Origin of the sequence: Spirosoma sordidisoli, from assembly GCF_004138325.1 — a bacterium.
GTDB lineage: Bacteria > Bacteroidota > Bacteroidia > Cytophagales > Spirosomataceae > Spirosoma > Spirosoma sordidisoli.
The window spans coordinates 158,527-175,582 of record NZ_SBLB01000003.1; the positions used below are offsets into that span (position 1 = coordinate 158,527).

The 17,056-nt window shown below is 55.4% G+C and carries 11 protein-coding genes; 7 read left to right on the plus strand and 4 right to left on the minus strand.

Annotated features, from left to right (window positions below; genetic code table 11):
• Positions 1–42: 42 nt before the first annotated feature.
• Positions 43–1,476, plus strand: a complete 1,434-nt coding sequence (gene rlmD / locus EQG79_RS12465; protein WP_129601671.1) for a 23S rRNA (uracil(1939)-C(5))-methyltransferase RlmD — start codon at positions 43–45, stop codon at positions 1,474–1,476.
• Between the two features lie 39 nt (positions 1,477–1,515).
• Here rlmD and EQG79_RS12470 read toward each other — a convergent pair whose 3' ends face one another.
• Positions 1,516–2,511 carry a helix-hairpin-helix domain-containing protein gene (locus EQG79_RS12470; protein ID WP_129601672.1) on the minus strand — a complete coding sequence of 332 codons (996 nt, stop codon included), beginning with the start codon at positions 2,509–2,511 and terminating at the stop codon, positions 1,516–1,518.
• 224 nt (positions 2,512–2,735) lie between these two features.
• Here EQG79_RS12470 and EQG79_RS12475 point away from each other — a divergent pair, with 224 nt between their 5' ends.
• On the plus strand, positions 2,736–4,244 hold the full coding sequence (locus EQG79_RS12475; protein WP_077921008.1) for a glycine--tRNA ligase: 1,509 nt from the start codon (positions 2,736–2,738) through the stop codon (positions 4,242–4,244).
• A gap of 113 nt (positions 4,245–4,357) precedes the next feature.
• On the opposite strand, the gene EQG79_RS12480 is transcribed toward EQG79_RS12475, so the two are convergent.
• Positions 4,358–4,756 (minus strand): LytR/AlgR family response regulator transcription factor, encoded by a 399-nt coding sequence (locus EQG79_RS12480; protein ID WP_077921007.1) that lies wholly within the window; start codon positions 4,754–4,756, stop codon positions 4,358–4,360.
• A 201-nt stretch (positions 4,757–4,957) separates the two neighbouring features.
• Positions 4,958–8,950, minus strand: coding sequence for a hybrid sensor histidine kinase/response regulator transcription factor (locus tag EQG79_RS12485; protein ID WP_129601673.1), 3,993 nt, complete (start codon positions 8,948–8,950; stop codon positions 4,958–4,960).
• A gap of 157 nt (positions 8,951–9,107) precedes the next feature.
• Here EQG79_RS12485 and EQG79_RS12490 point away from each other — a divergent pair, with 157 nt between their 5' ends.
• From EQG79_RS12490 to EQG79_RS12510, 5 genes are all read left to right on the plus strand, one after another.
• Complete coding sequence (locus EQG79_RS12490; RefSeq protein ID WP_077921005.1) at positions 9,108–9,548, plus strand: SRPBCC family protein; 441 nt, start codon at positions 9,108–9,110, stop codon at positions 9,546–9,548.
• A gap of 184 nt (positions 9,549–9,732) precedes the next feature.
• Positions 9,733–10,977 (plus strand): dicarboxylate/amino acid:cation symporter, encoded by a 1,245-nt coding sequence (locus EQG79_RS12495; RefSeq protein WP_077921004.1) that lies wholly within the window; start codon positions 9,733–9,735, stop codon positions 10,975–10,977.
• A 102-nt stretch (positions 10,978–11,079) separates the two neighbouring features.
• The gene (locus tag EQG79_RS12500) at positions 11,080–11,499 is read left to right on the plus strand and encodes an RDD family protein (protein ID WP_077921003.1); all 420 of its coding nucleotides are present in this window, start codon (positions 11,080–11,082) and stop codon (positions 11,497–11,499) included.
• A 165-nt stretch (positions 11,500–11,664) separates the two neighbouring features.
• Positions 11,665–12,576: an ABC transporter ATP-binding protein gene (locus EQG79_RS12505; protein WP_077921002.1), complete on the plus strand. Its 912-nt coding sequence runs from the start codon at positions 11,665–11,667 to the stop codon at positions 12,574–12,576.
• 56 nt (positions 12,577–12,632) lie between these two features.
• Positions 12,633–13,964, plus strand: coding sequence for an ABC transporter permease (locus EQG79_RS12510; protein ID WP_129601674.1), 1,332 nt, complete (start codon positions 12,633–12,635; stop codon positions 13,962–13,964).
• Positions 13,965–14,044: 80 nt separating this feature from the next.
• Here EQG79_RS12510 and EQG79_RS12515 read toward each other — a convergent pair whose 3' ends face one another.
• Entirely contained in the window at positions 14,045–16,993 is a 2,949-nt protein-coding gene (locus EQG79_RS12515; RefSeq protein WP_129601675.1) for a TolB-like translocation protein, read from the minus strand.
• Positions 16,994–17,056: the final 63 nt, after the last annotated feature.

Genomic DNA, 17,056 nt, shown 5'->3' on the forward strand with positions numbered 1-17,056 from the left:
TCCGAAAACGGCTGCTTAAATTAGCAGTTTTTAAAGACATTCATGCGCAGAAAGAGTCATAAAGCACCCGAACGGTTGTACGACGTTACGATCGATTCCGTAGCCGCCGAAGGGAAATGTATTGTACGGACCGACGATGGCGTCATATTCGTAGAAAACCCCACTGGTGGCCCGGGCGTGGCCCCCGGCGACCGGGTGGACCTGCGCATCACGAACCGCAAAAAGCAGTACCGCGAAGCCGTTGCGGAGCATATTCACGAGCAGTCTGCCGTTCGGACCGAGCCGTTCTGTGAACACTTCGGTACCTGTGGTGGCTGCAAGTGGCAACACATCCGCTACGATGAGCAACTACGGTTCAAACATCAGCAGGTGGTTGATCACCTGACTCGCATCGGAAAAGTCGATTTGCCGCCTATTCTCCCTATACTGGCTGCGCATCCAACGCAATACTATAGGAACAAACTCGAGTTTACCTGTGCCGAAGGGCGCTGGCTGACCCGGGCCGAAGTCAGTACCGACGACGATATGGATCCGCGCGCGGTTGGTTTTCACGTGCCGGGCCGTTTCGACAAAGTTCTTCCGATCCGGCATTGTTACCTCCAGCCCGACCCGTCGAACGCCATCCGGCTGGCCGTGGCCGACTATGCCTATCTGCACGGCATCAGCATGTACAACCTGAAACTGCATACGGGTTTCCTCCGAACGCTCATTATCCGCACCGCCGATACTACGCAGCAGATTATGGTAACGTTGCAGGTCGCGCAGGATAACCCGGATCTGCTGAATGGTCTGATGACGCATCTGCACCGTTCGTTTCCGGAGATAACGTCCCTCAACTATATCCTCAATACCAAGAAAAACGACAGCTATCAGGATCAGACGGTGATCAACTGGGCGGGGAAGCCGTACATCGAGGAACGCATGGAAGACCTGGTATTCCGGGTGGGTCCCAAGTCGTTCTACCAGACCAACGCCCAGCAGGCGTATAATCTGTACAGCGTGGCGCGTCAGTGGGCGGGGCTGACCGGTCAGGAGCGGGTCTACGACCTGTATACCGGCACCGGTACCATTGCGCTGTTCGTGGCCCGGCAGGCTAAAGAAGTGGTTGGCGTCGAGTACGTTGAAGCCTCCGTGGCCGATGCCCGCATCAACGCCCAGGTAAACGATATCACCAACGCCAGCTTCTACGCGGGCGACATGCGCGACATTCTGACGGATGGTTTCTTCGACCAGCACGGTCGTCCCGATGTGGTCATTACCGATCCGCCCCGGGCTGGTATGGATGAGGCTGTGACGCGTCAATTGCTACGGGCAGCGCCCGCGCGGATCGTCTATGTGAGCTGCAATACAGCGACACAGGCTCGTGATCTGGGAATTCTGGACGAAGGATACTCGGTGGCCAATGTGCAGCCGGTTGATATGTTTCCCCATACCCACCATGTAGAAAACGTCGTTTTGTTGACGAAGCGGAGCTAGTCTGGCGAGTCGGGGAAAAGCTCCGCTCGTATCGGATGGCTAAAAATCCAGATAGGGAGTGAGCTTTTCGATCGTTTTGGCGTCGAGGATGCGGATGGGTCTGAGCGACTCTGCGGACGTGTAGGCTCCGTGCTGCTCGCGGTAGCTGACAATCACCTGCGCCTGCCGACGCGAGAGAAAGGGGAGTCGGTCGAGCTGCTCGGCCGTGGCCGTATTGACCGGTATCCGGCGCGGGGCAGACCGGATCTGACCCAGCCGCCGTAACTCGACCAGCGCCAGCGAGTCAAGACCGTATACGTCCTCGAACTGGTTCTGGGATATGAACCCACCCAGCGCATCGCGGTACTTAACGATACGGGCAGCCAGCGTCGGACCGATGCCTTTGAGGGCAACCAACTGGCTTGTGTCGGCGGTGTTGATATCAAAAGGCTGAGGGGCTACCCGCGTCGGTCGGTCGGCGCGCGCCGGGTCGGTGGCGTCAGCCCGATCGGTTCGGGCAGTCTGATCCGAACGGGGCGCCGTTGGGGCCGGGTATGGGTTACCACCGGTCGTGGCCCCTGTAGTCAAAACGATATAGGGCTCCAGGTCGTCATACAGATCGGGCGGGAAATCGTAGATGCGCAACAGGTCCTCTTTCTTCCGGAATCGGCCGCCCTTGCTTCGGTACTTGTCAATCCGTTCGGCCAGCCAGCGGGGTAAGCCGAGCTGTTGCCAGCCGGCCACACTGATTGTATTGGGATCGAACCGAAACAGGGATGGTTCGCGTAACTGCTCTGTTGTGGTGGTCTCGCGCGCTCGTTGCTGGGAATAGCGGGGTTGGCGGGCCTCTTCGGCTTTCATCAGCGCCACCAGACTGTCCAGCTTTTGCTGGTCGGCGGCCGAGGTGTCTACGGGTTGCCGGTCGCTCAACAGTCGATACAGAAACGGAAGTGCCAAAAAGAGCAGGATCAGGAAAAGCAATACCAGAAAGCCACGGCTCTCTTTGTGTGAAAAACCGAAATAGTCACGGACGAACGACAGGAAGCGGGTAAGCATACCGATGATGCGGACAAATACAGACGTGCCTCAGACTGTCAGTCCGGCCGATTGTCACTCATTAACGGATGTAGGTAGCTAATCCTGGCCGCTGACGGCTGTCCGTACCGCCCCAGGCAGGGTGGGTACGCCCCCCGCGCCGACGAGTAAGCACCTGTCAGTAGATCGTCATTTGAGGGAGCAGGCGAAATAATTCGGCTGGTATTGTATTTTTGTCCCCACGTATGAATACTACTCCAGCCCGTACCGACGGACCACCAGCGACTTCGCTGCAAGACATCATCGCCCACGCCAAAGAATATGGCTTCGTATTTCCTTCGTCTGAGATTTACGACGGTCTGCAGGCCGTATATGACTACGGCCAGAACGGCGTTGAACTGAAGAATAATCTGAAAACGCTGTGGTGGAAAGCCATGACCCAGCTCCATGACAACGTGGTGGGGATCGACGCGTCTATTTTCATGCACCCCCTGACCTGGAAAGCGTCGGGTCACGTTGATTCATTCAACGATCCGATGATCGACAACCGCGACTCTAAAAAGCGGTATCGGGCCGACCAGCTGCTGGAGCTTAAAGCCGAAGCGTACGCCAATGCCGGTGACGAAGCCCGTAGTACGGCGCTCCTGCAGGAGATGGGACGCCTGCTGGGCGAAAACGACCTGGAGGGCGTGCGCAACCTGATCATTGCCGAAGGCATCAAAGATCCCGTGTCGGGTACCGACAACTGGACTGAGGTTCGGCAGTTCAACCTGATGTTCTCCACCCAGGTTGGCTCGCTGGCCGAAGACGCCAGCCTGATCTACCTGCGGCCCGAAACTGCCCAGGGCATCTTCGTTAACTTCCTGAACGTGCAGAAGACGGGCCGGATGAAGGTGCCGTTTGGTATTGCCCAGATCGGGAAAGCCTTCCGGAACGAGATCGTGGCCCGGCAGTTTACGTTCCGGATGCGCGAGTTTGAACAGATGGAAATGCAGTTCTTCGTGCGGCCCGGCACCGAAATGGACTGGTACGAACGCTGGCGGGATACCCGGATGAAATTCCACCAGGCTATCGGTCTGCCGGCCGCGAAACTCAAGTTCCATATCCATGAGAAGCTGGCCCACTATGCCAACGCAGCGGTGGACATTGAATATCAGTTTCCGTTTGGTTTCCGCGAAATGGAAGGTATTCACTCCCGTACCGATTTTGACCTGAAGTCGCACCAGGAGCTGAGCCGCAAAAAGCAACAGTATTTCGATAACGATATCGATCCGGCAACCGGCAAGCCCTACGGCAACTACATTCCGTACGTGGTTGAAACATCGGTCGGTGCCGACCGGCTGTTCCTGGCGGTATTCTGTAATGCCTTTACCAAAGAAACCGTTGGCGAAGGCGACGATCAGAAAGAGCGGACGTATCTCAAACTGCACCCGGCGCTGGCGCCCATCAAGGCGGCTGTGTTCCCGCTCGTTCGTAAAGATGGCCTGCCCGAGAAAGCCGAGCAGATCATGAAGTCGCTGCGTTCGGAGTTCCGGGTCGTTATGGAAGAGCGTGATGCTATCGGAAAGCGCTACACCCGTCAGGATCTGATAGGCACTCCTTTCTGTATTGCGGTCGACTACCAGACCCTGGAAGACGATACCGTTACCATTCGGTACCGCGATACGACCGAGCAGATTCGGGTGCCAATCAGCGAGCTGAAAAGCCGGATCGGTCAGGAAGTATCCATGGAACGTGTGCTGGAAAAAATGTAGAGACTGACTTCAGCTTCGTTCGTTGCTGATTATACGCAAAGAGCCCCGATCACGTTGATCGGGGCTCTTTGTCTGCAAGGCTGTTGGAGTAGAAGCGAAAAGCCAGAATATAATTAATTGAGATGTGGCATGTTGTGGGCCAGCTGCCGACGAACGGTGCCCCACCGACGACGGGATACGGGTAATACTTCCCCCGTCGACAGGTGAACGAGCCCGCCTGTTTCGGTACGTTCGAGCCGGTCTACGTACCGTTTGTTAACCACGCAGTTGCGGTGCAACCGGATGAACAGCTCGGTAGGCAGTTTGGGCGAATAATACTTTAACGTACGGGGCATCAGCATCCGACGTCCGTCTACCCAGTTCAGCCAGCTGTAATTAGCCACGGCCTGAAGGTATACTAGATCAGCTACAGAGAATGACTGACGACCGGTTTCGCGGAGGTACAGCTTTAAAGGAGGCCATTCGGAGGGCATGGTACGAACCGACGCTGAGGCAGACGAATAATAGGTCATGAGTATCTGGTAGAGAGGTTTTACAGATAGTTAGGATCACTACACAATACTAACTTGGATCTCTTCCAGGGACTTGCTGATTTGTAACACGCCCTATAAAATTTGTAACATGCCCTCAACTCAAGCTATAAAGCCGAGCAAATGGTCCAAAATGGCTAATTTAAAGTGGGATTAATACAAAATGAGGAAGCGAAACACCGCTTACACAACTTCCTGCCGATTCTTTTCTACAAAATCGGTTGGTGTCAGGTGATGATGTTCTTTAAAGACTTTCGAAAAATAAGCGGGCGTATCGAAACCAACCCGATCGGCCACTTCAGAAATGGAGGCCCCCGTCAGCAATAGCTCAGCAGCCCGGTTGAGCCGCACCACACGGATAAGCTCATTGGGGGTAAAGCCCGTCAGCACTTTTAGTTTCCGGTTGAGGTGCATCCGGCTGATGCCAATAGCCGATGCCAGCGATTCGACCCCGAACGTAGAATCGTCGAGTCTGCTTTCCAGTACGGTATAGACCCGGTTCATGAAGTCATCTTCCGGGTCGGCGCTCGAGTTGGGCAGATGCCCCTCGCGCAGCAGCAGTTTGCGGTGGTGCTGGCGTAGTCGTTGCTGCTGGTCGAGCCGATTGCGGATGCGCCCCAGCAGTTCATTCACATCGAACGGTTTGGCTATGTAATCGTCTGCCCCCGCTGAGAACCCTTCCGCCCGACTTTCGACGGCTGTTTTGGCGGTTAGCAGAATAACGGGAATATGGCTGGTGGCAGGATTGGCTTTCACCTGGCGGCACAGTTCGTAGCCATTCAGTTCGGGCATCAGTACGTCGCTGATGATCACATCGGGCGTGTCAGCCAGGGCGGCTTCAACCCCGGCCTGTCCGTTGCCAACCCGCTTCACGAGCCAGTGTTCGCTTAAGATGTCAGCCAGGTAACCGGCTATTTCGTCGTTATCCTCGACCAGTAATAGCTGGTAGGTATGCGCATCTATGGCAGTACTGCGGCCAGCTTGCTGACCGGTTAGGCCAGGATTAGTTGCCGGAACAGGTGATGCGGCTGAGCGGGCGGGGAGGCAGGGGAGCTCGACTACAAACGTGGTGCCCACCGATGGTTTGCTCGATACACTGACAGAGCCCTGCATGATCTCGACCAGTTCTTTCGTCAGCGCCAGGCCAATACCGGAGCCGGTCACCGATTGGTCGGACGACGGGCTGGCCTGATAGAACCGGTTAAAAATATAGGGAAGCTTATCTGGGTCGATGCCTTTACCGCTGTCGCTGACCGTGAGTCGAACCCGTTCGTAGGCAACCGTCGACGGTCCTGCCGACTCCAACAGGCTTTGTGCAGGCTGGGCCAGTTCGAGCAGGACCGAGATGGAGCCGCCGGGGTTCGTGAATTTAAAGGCGTTGGCCAGCAGGTTGCTAAGGATTTTATCCAGTTTGTCACTGTCGAACCAGTAGTGCGGTTGTAAAATGGTTGACTTCACCCGCAGGCTAACCCGTTTGCGTCGGGCTTCCTCGTCAAAGACCGACACCGTTCGCTCGACAAACTCGGCCAGATCGCCCGGTACATTGGTAACGGTTAGAGTTCCAGCTTCCAGCTTAGCCAGATCAAGCAACTCGTTGATGAGCCGCAGAAGCCGGTTGGCACTCCGGTACACCATGGAGAGCCGGTTGTGATGCTGCGGGTCCGTTATCTCCTCCAGAAGTTGATCTAACGGTGTTAGAATTAAAGTCAGTGGTGTGCGCAGTTCGTGGGTAATGTTGGCAAAGAAGCGGGATTTGACTTCATCCAGTTGTTTGAGCTGCGCCGACTCCTGCTCCCGAAGTTCGATCCGGCTGCGGAGCTGAATCCGGTTGATGCGAACCCGCAGGAACAGTACAATAGCGCCAATCAGCAGCAGTACATACCCGGTATAGGCCCACCAGGTTGCCCAGACAGGCGGGTTGATAACGATCCTGACCTTCCGCACGTGCGGACTCCAGATGCCGGAGGTATTGGACGCGTTAACGACGAATGTATAGGTGCCGGGAGGGAGGTTGGTGTAGGTAGCGGTGGTCAGGTTACCGCTGTAAATCCAGTCTTTGTCCAGCCCGGTTAACTTGTAGCGATACTGATTCTTGCCGCTCTTGTTAAACTGGAGTGCCGAAAAATCAAACGCCAGGAAGTTCTGGTCGTGGTTGAGGTCAATATCCGTGGTCTGGTCGATGTCCTGCGCAAGCGGAGAGCCGGGGGTTGTGGCCCGCACGGGCTGGTTGTTGATGCGAAGGGCGGTCAGGGCAACCTGCGGTTTGTAGGCATCGTCGCTCACCTGTCCGGGTTGAAAGACAGTATACCCACCAATGCCGCCAAAGATCAGCCGTCCGTCGGGTAAGGCAACGTCGTGATACCGGTTAAACTCCTCGCTGGGCAAACCGTCGTCGGTGGTGTAGTTGCGGACCTCAAACGTACGACTGTCAAATCGGCAAAGCCCCCGGTTTGTACTGAGCCAGAGGTGGCCCTGTCCATCGGGACGAATGGCATAGATCACATTGTTGGGTAAGCTCTGGCCCACGCCAAAGCGCCGTATCTGCCCCGTTAGCTTATCGAGTCGACAAAGGCCGCTTCCAAACGTGCCGATCCATAAATAGTTATACTGCCCCGGATCCTGCGCCAGACACAGCAGCGCGTTGTTGGGAATCGACTGGCGGTCTGATGCCTGAGCGTACCAGCGTACCAGTCGCTGAGTCGATAAATCGGCCCGAAGCAAGCCATGGCTTTGCGTCGCCAGATAGATTCGGCCACCGTCTACCAGCATACCCATGATGGTGTAGGGGTTGTTGGCGGGGAGGGGGAGTGGGAAGGCGGTAAATGTGCGAAGGGTGGGATTATACCGGACAACGGCCCGGTTGTCGGGCCCCAGCAACCCCCAGATTTCACCCGACGGCCCCGTGGCCAGAGCGGTCATGCGAAACGATCCGCCCGGTAACCAGCGGGTCTCGATACCCGTTGGGGGCACCGTTTCGAATACCTTCTGGCTGGGGTTATAGCGGTATAGAGGGGTTACGGCACTGCTGAGCCACAGGTTTTTTTGCCGGTCGAACTGGTACCTGAGCGCATCGGGCCGCTGCTGCCGGATCAGGGGAGGGATCGAGCTGAGCGGAATACCCGCCTGCTGGGTCATCCAGTCCGTCGAGAACGAGCTGGTGTAGGGCCAGGCCGTAAACGGGCGTTTGTTCAGATCATATTTGATGACCCCGTCGCCGTCGAGTCCGATCCAGAGCACATTGGACCGGTCGACCAGCATGGACAGGGCCGAGAAACGGCTAAGCTTTGCGTCGGCCGGTAAGGGCTGTAAACCGGTTTCATCCGTGTAGCGGTGCTGGTTGATGTAGTCGATTCCCCGTGTATCGCTGGCGTAAAGCGGGATCTGGTTCGGCGATCCGGGGAGGGATAACGTCTTCATGGCCCGCCCAACTGCGGGGTCGAAAAAGACGGCCTTACCCGGAAAACCCAGCACGAAAGTACCGCCCGGGCGTTCGTAGAGGCTGAACACATCGTTCTGGGGTAAGCCCTGAGCAATTCGAAAGGCGGCAAACTGCTTTGATTGCGGGTTATAGCGAAAGAGTCCCAGGTTGGTGCCCAGCCAGAGATTACCACCTTTGTCGAGGAGCAGCGATCGAATCAACGGCTGGGTCTCGTGGCTGGCCGCCCAGTGATGATGGGATACTGACCCGTTTGCATTCAGCCGGAAAAAGCCGTTTGTTTGCGTTGTTACCCAGACATTGCCAGACGGGTCGGGCCAGATGCCGGTGAGCTGGTGGCGGCCCAGGACTTGCCGAAAGGCGGGGGAGTTGGACGGGTGATTGGTTTTTTCGGTTACAGGATCGAAGCAGTCGATGTGGTTATTCTCGGTACGGATCCAGATACGGCCGGCTTTATCTTCCCGCAGGCCGGTCAGGCTGCTAAAAGCGAGTGAGCCTGGCTGTTGGGGATCGTGGTTATAGACCTGAAACCGGGTGCCATCGTAGCGGCAGAGACCATCGCGCGTGGCCAGCCAGATAAAGCCACGCTGATCCTGAAGCATGGCGCTTATGAAACCCTGGGGAAGACCATTCCGTACAGTCAGATACTCCGAAACCGGGCCAGTAGCCTTGGACGGGGTAGCTTGAGTCAGCAATCCGACAACGACTAACCTGACAAACCACCACTCGAACCGATGCATAAACCGAGTTTAAAATTGCTTTGGTCGACCTGGAGATGGCCGATTATGACTGGTCAAATTGGCTAAATTCGGCGTCTTTATCAATTTTACGGTAGTAAGATTTATTAAGCGGCATAGAAACCTTATCGGATATACAGTCTTTGATACAAATCACTACATGCATATTATTCTCGAAACCGTAGTACAGGCGGCCCTCCCCGACGTCTGGTCTGGGTTTGATCGTAAGCTGTTCGATCAGCTCAGCCCACCTTTTCCGCCCGTTGAGGTAGTTCGTTTCGATGGTTGTTTACGGGGAGATGTGGTTCTCCTGCGGTTGAATTTTCTGGTGTTTCGTCAGGACTGGGAAAGCCTGATCACCGATCAGCAAACCACGACTAATGAAATTTACTTCATCGACGAAGGAGTCCGTCTGCCGTTTTTCTTACGATATTGGCGACATCGGCACCGGCTGGTCAGACACGAGTCGGGCGGAACCGTCGTTATCGACGATATTACGTTCAGAACCCCGTTTCGGCTGCTTGATTACCTGATGTATCCGCTCCTGTGGGCGCAGTTTGCGTACCGAAAACCCATATACAAACGGGTATTTAAAGCCTGAACGATTACCGACCCGATTACCCGGCCGAGCTGACAGGCCAGCATCAGCGGGCGGGTAAGATCTCGGGCTGCCCCCGTTCCAGATAGCCTTTTGAGCGCTTTGGCCTCTACTTCTGTGCGGCTCCGGTTTTCTCAACTGCTCCGATTACGTTACTTTTGTTCATACTGGCTTTCAACCTGACTGCATGAAACTCCCTAACTTGACTACGCGTATCTTTCTGGGCATGGTGCTCGGTATCCTGATTGGTTACTTGTTTCCGGCAACTGACTCAGGATTTTCGGGAACGGACCTGAATATACTTTCCAAAATTTTTCTTCGGCTGATTAAGATGATCATCGGGCCGCTGGTATTTGCCACCCTGGTCGTGGGTATCGCTAAACTGGGCGACTTTGGCACCGTTGGTCGGATCGGACTCAAGACGCTGGCTTACTTTTATTTCGCCACCATACTGTCGCTGGTTGTTGGGCTGCTGGTGGTAAACATCCTGAAACCAGGCGAGGTAATGAGCCTGCCCCTGCCTCCCAAGGGAACCGATACGGGGGTTGAAGTGCCTAAGATGACTTTTGAGAACTTCATTACCCACATTGTACCAACGAGCTTTATCGATGCCATGGCCACCAACGAAATACTACAGATCGTGGTCTTCAGTATTTTCTTCGGTATTGCGGTCGGGTCCATTGGAGCCCAGGGAAAAATCGTGATCAAAGCCCTCGACGCTTTGTCGCATGTCATGTTTAAAGTGACAGGGTATGTGATGTCGTTTGCACCGTTTGGGGTGCTGGGTGCCATTGCGGCCGTAGTAGCGCAGCAGGGGCTCGGTATACTGGCGGGCTATGCCTACCTGATCCTTTGCTTCTTTGGCGGGCTGCTCTTCTTCGTTTTTGTCGTTCTGTGGGTAATCTGTCTGGTCGTGCGGATTCCCTATCTGGCGCTGCTGGCCGAAATCAAGAATGCGATCATCCTGTCGTTCAGTACGGCCAGTTCGGAGGCTTCGTTTCCGCAAACCATTGAGGCTCTACGGCGATTTGGCTGCTCAGAACGAATCATCTCGTTCGTACTGCCCCTGGGATATTCGTTCAACCTCGACGGGTCAATGCTCTACATGACCTTCGCAACGGCTTTTATTGCCCAGGCCTACGGCGTACCGCTAAGCATTGAACAGCAGATTACGATGATGCTGACGCTGATGATCACGTCTAAGGGAATTGCCGGGGTACCGCGGGCGTCGCTGGTCGTTATTGCGGGCACCATGTCCCTGTTCAATTTACCCATCGAAGGGCTGGCTCTGTTGTTGGGTATCGACCAGGTTCTGGATATGGGGCGCAGCGCCACGAGCGTGGCCGGCAACGCGGTAGCCACCTGTGTAGTCTCTAAATGGGAAGGCGAATTCCGCACTCATCCTATTGATTCTGAAGAGATTACCGCTTAGTAAAGATTGCGCCCGTAGCTGAACAGAAATGCAGAACGTTGCCGGGGATTTTGTAGGTTAGATGGGAATATTAAAAAACCGTTTTACCTAAACCCGTATACTGTGGAATCGTCCTTCACCTCGCTCAGCACCCAGGTCAAAGCCAGTGCCGGTGTGCGTTTTATTGCGTATCTTATCGATGTCGTCGTGGCTTACGTGCCGCTATTGATTCTGGGCGTCATTAGCTACAGGCTTTCCTTCATCGGAATGATTTTCGCTCTTGTTTACTTTCTCGTTAAAGATGCGCTGCCCGAAGTGGGCGGTTTCCTGGGCGGACAAAGCATCGGAAAAAAGCTGATGGGTATCAAAGCGGTCCGGGAAGATACCGGCGCCGGTCTGCTGGGCGATTACGGCACGGCCATCACCCGGCAGGTGTCGCTCATGATCCCGGTTTTTAACATCATTGACGCCCTGATGGTATTAAGCGATGAGAAAAAACGCTTTGGCGACAAATGGGCCAAAACGATTGTTGTCAAGGCCTGACCGGTTGTTTTCATCACAAAAACCACAGTCCCGACCGGGGGCTGTGGTTTTTTTATACCGTCTATATACCGCAATGGCAGTTCATCCGTAAATTGGTTGTTGATTCAGTGCAGGCCCTGTTCATTTGTCTGTTCATTAGACAACCTAAACGATATACCAAACTCTGTGAATATTCTCGAAACCCACCACATCGTCAAACAGTATGCCGAGCATCGGGCACTGGACGATGTCAGCCTCCATGTACCCAAAGGCAGTATTTTTGGGCTGCTTGGGCCCAATGGCGCCGGTAAAACCTCGCTAATCCGTATTATTAATCAGATCACCGCTCCCGATTCGGGGGAGGTCATCCTGGATGGTGAGCGGCTCAAGCCGGATCATATCAAGCGTATTGGCTACCTGCCCGAAGAACGCGGCCTTTATAAAAAAATGAAGGTTGGTGAACAATTGCTTTACCTGGCTCAACTGAAAGGGCTGACCGAGAAAGAAGCCATGGAAAAGCTCAAAATCTGGTTTGTGAAGTTCGATATCAAGACCTGGTGGACCAAGCAGGTAGAAGATTTGTCGAAGGGTATGCAGCAGAAGGTGCAGTTCGTGGCCACGGTCATGCACGAACCCGATCTGATCATACTCGACGAGCCGTTTTCCGGCTTTGACCCCATCAACGCCAATCTGATCAAGGATGAAATTCTCGAACTACGCGACAGAGGGAAGACCATCATCTTCTCGACCCACCGCATGGAATCGGTTGAAGAACTCTGTGATCACATCGCGCTCATAAACCGATCTCACAAAGTGCTCGATGGACCTAAACGAGCCATCAAAGAGCAGTTTAAAACCCATACCTACCATGTCGAGTACCAGGGAACGCTTGACGACCTGCCGCCTGCCTTCGAAGTACTGACCACCACCGCTACCGACGATAACTTTCAGCGAACGGATATCCGGATTCCGCCCGACGCTGCCGTCAACGAACTGATCCGTCACCTGCTCGATCGAGTGGCGGTTCGGTCATTTGGCGAGAATATTCCCAGCATGAACGATATCTTCATCCAGGCCGTCGGCGAAACCAACGATTAATGCCGGCCTGTGCTGCCGGATCGTGTACCGTCAAAGCCTATTCACTTATCAAGTCCATGCATACAATTTTCCTGATTATCAAACGCGAATACCTGGTCAGGGTGCGTAAACGGTCGTTCGTGATCATGACCATCCTGGGGCCATTGCTGATCTTCGCCTTCTATGCTATCATCGGCTGGGCGGCCGTAAGCTCCATCGACCAGAAAAAAGTCGCCGTCGTCGACGAAAGCGGCCGGTTCACCAACCAGTTCAAAAATGATGAAGAAACGACCTACTCCTACGAAAAACAACCGTTGAGCGTCGCCAAGAAATCGTTTGTCAAGCAAGGGTACGATGCGCTGGTGTTTATTCCGAAAGATGTCATCGAGAGGCCCAAAACCGTGCAGATTTTTGCCCAGAAGAGCGTCAGTCTTGATTTGCAGAACAATATCGAACGCGCTATTGGCAAGGAGATCGAAACCATCAAACTAAGCGAAGCCGGCATTACCCAGAAGGTAATCGAAGACGCTAAAGTCAACGTCGATGCGCAGACGATCAACCTGAGCGATGCGGGTGAGAAGAACAGCAACGCCATTGCCACCACCATTATCGGGTATTTCTGCGCTTTCCTGATTTATATTTCGGTATTTATCTACGGCACTCAGGTTATGCGGGGCGTCATGGAAGAAAAAACCAACCGGATCGTTGAGGTGATTATCTCGTCCGTAAAGCCTTTTCAGCTGATGCTGGGGAAAATCATCGGCGTGGCTCTGGTTGGTCTGACCCAGTTCCTGCTCTGGATCACCCTCACCATTGGCCTCTTTACCATTGGCGGTACCATCATGGGCGACAAGGTGGACCGGGGGCGGCAGGCTATGCAAACATCCGGAGCCGCCGGGGCCATGGCTCAGGGACCGGCTTCGGCTGAGGTGAAAAAGACGCAGGAGAGTGCCGTTGCCAGCGTGATGCGTGCCATCGATACGCTCAATATTCCCTTGATCGTAGCCTGTTTTCTGTTCTATTTCCTGGGTGGTTACCTCATTTACAGTGCCTTGTTTGGAGCCATTGGCGCGGCAGTCGACAACGAGACAGAAACGCAGCAGTTTATGTTTCCGATTACCCTGCCCATCATTGGCGCCATTGCAGTAGCCCAGTTCGTGATTCGGGATCCTGATGGGCCGCTGGCCTTCTGGACGTCGATCTTCCCGCTGACCTCGCCCGTGGTCATGATGGTACGGGTACCGTTTGGGGTGCCGGGCTGGGAGCTGGCCCTGTCTATGGTGTTGCTGATCCTGGGCTTTATGGGTACCACCTGGCTGGCTGCCCGCATCTACCGGGTGGGTATTCTGATGTACGGCAAAAAAGTGTCGTACAAAGAACTGTCGAAATGGGTGTTTTATAAGGGCTAAACCCCATAGAACAGAAGAAGCCCGCTGATCACAGGTTACAACTTGTGGTCAGCGGGCTTCTTTCATTCAAGGAAACCGTGTTAGAAGCCGATGTCAACCACCAGGGGCTGAACGAGCCATTGACCGGTAGTCAGGTTGTAAACGCCACGGGCACCTACCTCAAAAGGAGTGCGCAGGCGCAGGGCGTTTACGATGAACGATACGTCGACGCCCGCGGTCTGGTATTGATTGGTTCGGGTCTGATATCCGCGCAACTGCCCCGTGGCCGTTCGAACCTCAAGTCGGCTTTGTCCCTGGGCGGCATCCATAAAACCGGCAGCTTTGATCCGCTGTACATACAGCCACCGCCCCAGCGACCAGTGCGTATCGGCAATCGGCAACCGGTATTCAGCGCTCCCGGCCAGGATCTGATCATCGCTGACGTAGGCCTGACCGCGTGGGTAAAATACAACCGGCGCAAACCGGTACGTACCCCGCGACTGTTGCTGGAAACCGCCCCGCAGCCGTAACGAATGGTGTTTACCAAGACCCGGCACGAACAAATTTCCCTGAACGCCCCATTGCTCGGCCTGTAGTCGACCCCCGAAGGGCGTGTGTCGGTAAGTGGCCGAAAGCGTCTGTCCCCAGCGCGGAGCCACGTCGCGCTTACTTTGCCGCAACAACCGACTATAGCTCACCGCGTAGCTGAGCGCATTCAGGGAACCCGCTCCGCCTACCTCGGTAATACTGCGGAAGGGAAGGTCATAATCAGTAACGGCCAGGTAGTTATAATAGGCAGACATCGACGCGGCCTGGCTGTATTTCGACTGGGTGAACTGGAGGGGAAGCCGAAACCCGGCCGTGAGCTGGTTATACTGCCACCGATCCGAGCGCAGACTGTCGACCGGAGCGGCCCTGTCAATGTACAGTGAGGTGTTGCGGTTACCGCGCTGAAAGCTGACATCGATGATCGGGTAGAGTCCCTGGTAGCTAAGCAGCGCATACGCATTGCCGACGCGTTCTGCCTGGTTATAGGTATAGCCAACGCTAACCTGGGTGGTGCTGAGCAGATCCTGCGAGCTTAACCCTACATTGAGCGCCTGGCCGGTGCTGCTCACGATCGGCCCCCAGTTGTAGACGTTGAGCGCATGGGCCAGCCGCCGGAAGCGCGTGGGCGTATAAACCTGGGTGGGGGCCAGTGAGTCGTTGAGAATCTGCCGCCCCAGGACGGCACCCGGTTCGAGCTGGGGCAGGGCACCAAAATACCGTACCAGCTCGGCCGGATTGCCAGCCGGGGCAGAAGCCGACAGCGCAGTCCAGCGGGAAGGAGCCAGGGGCATGTCAACAATCCGGTAGCCATCGGCCGTAAATTCTTCGACGGCTAGTTTACCCCCCGAAGGAGACACAGCCGCGTGGTAAGCCGCCAGAGGCCGGGACGTAACCTGGAAAACCTGCTTCGTCTTGGTGTTGACGGCATACACGTTGTCGATTCCCGAACGGGGCGAGTTATAGAAAACATAGTCGGACCACGGCTGCGGATGGCTAATGTTTTCCCGGGCAGCCGGTAGTAAGTCGGTACTGAGTCCCGTTCGGGTATCAACAGCCTGTAACGTCTTATAGCCGTTTTTCAGTTTTACCGTCACGATGGTTTGGTTATCGGCAGCCCAGCGTGGGTGCAGGTAGAAAGCATCGTCGGGGTTGGGGAGGGTAGCCAGCTGCCGTCCGGTCTGCGCGTCGAGCACATGCAGGCGGGTTTTATAGGTGTCCGTATTCTCAACCACGATGAGTTTCTGGTTATCGGGCGATAAGGCAACGGCGGTGTAGCGGGTGCGGTGGGTCAGGCGGGTGAGCTGGCGGGAAGCCAGGTCGAGGAGCCGGATGTTTGAATAAACGCGCTGGCCCCAGCGCGGATCATAGCCGTATTCGATCCAGCAGACCCGCTGGGCCGTAGCCGACAGCATGGCCGGATCGTTCGGGAAGCCCTGTACATGAACGAGCTGTTCAGATCCGTTATTGCTGAGCAGAACCAGCCGGGGCGTATCGCCCAGGCCGCTTTTGACGGCAATAACCGATGAGTCAGTAATGAACTGCGGATACCGGTAGCTGGTAAAAACGGGTCGATCCTGCCCCGCTTTTTCTGGTGGCGCGATGGCGTAGGGCGAAACGGGGGAGAGGGTCAGGTTTTTCTGCTGCGTGCGCCAGGTTTCGGTCAGGTCGTCCATCGTTTTCCTGTACAGATCATCCACACGCAAACCGGTCTGATCTTTAACACTGGCCGAAAATGCAAAGGGCCAGGGTACGCGCCGGTAGTTACGGTTCAGGATGTCGCTCCAGGCCTCGGGGCCTTTGGCCCGTTTGAGGTAGGTCGTCATGAAATAACCCAGCACATAATGGTTCGGCACGTTATCCCGGAACGAGCCACTCACGGCCTTGGCGTAGGGAAACTGTCGTCCGGCCAGCAGGTTAGCGCGCATACCCAGGTCGAAGTTGGGAATCCGACCCCGACCGCCAGTACTCAGCAGCGTTTCGGTACTGACAGCGTCGCCCTCGGCAAACCAGTCCGGAACGGTCAGATAAGCACTCGTCAGTCCCGCATTGCCAAACAGGGCAAACAGCACTCGTCCATAGTGTTGAAGAGCTTTTTCGGCCTGAACAACGTGCCTGTATTCATGCACGGCCAGCAGGTCGAGCCAGTCGAAAGTACCCAGCAGCCCCGGGTCCTGGGGCGGAGAGGCAAAGAATTCGGACCGCCTGGGCAGCAGCGTTACGAACCCGTTGCTGACAGTCGTTTGGTTTTGCAGCAGCACCGACACCCGCCGGGGCCGCCGGTTCAGTGACGCGCTGACCGGTTCATATAACTGCTCGAGCCGCTGCGCCGTGCGTTGGGCGGTGGTGTCGAACCCGGCGGGATATAATACCCGGAAATGCGGTGTGGAGAGTCGATACCAGCGTAGCGAAGTCGGGTTCTGGTCAAGGATCGGCAGCGTTTGGGAAACGGCCGGAAAACAGAATAGCAGGCTAAGCCCTGCGAGCAGACGAAGTCGTACCATAGAATGTCAATGATACGAAGTTTTTGGCTAAACAAAACGCCCCTTACATGACGTGCTGAGCGG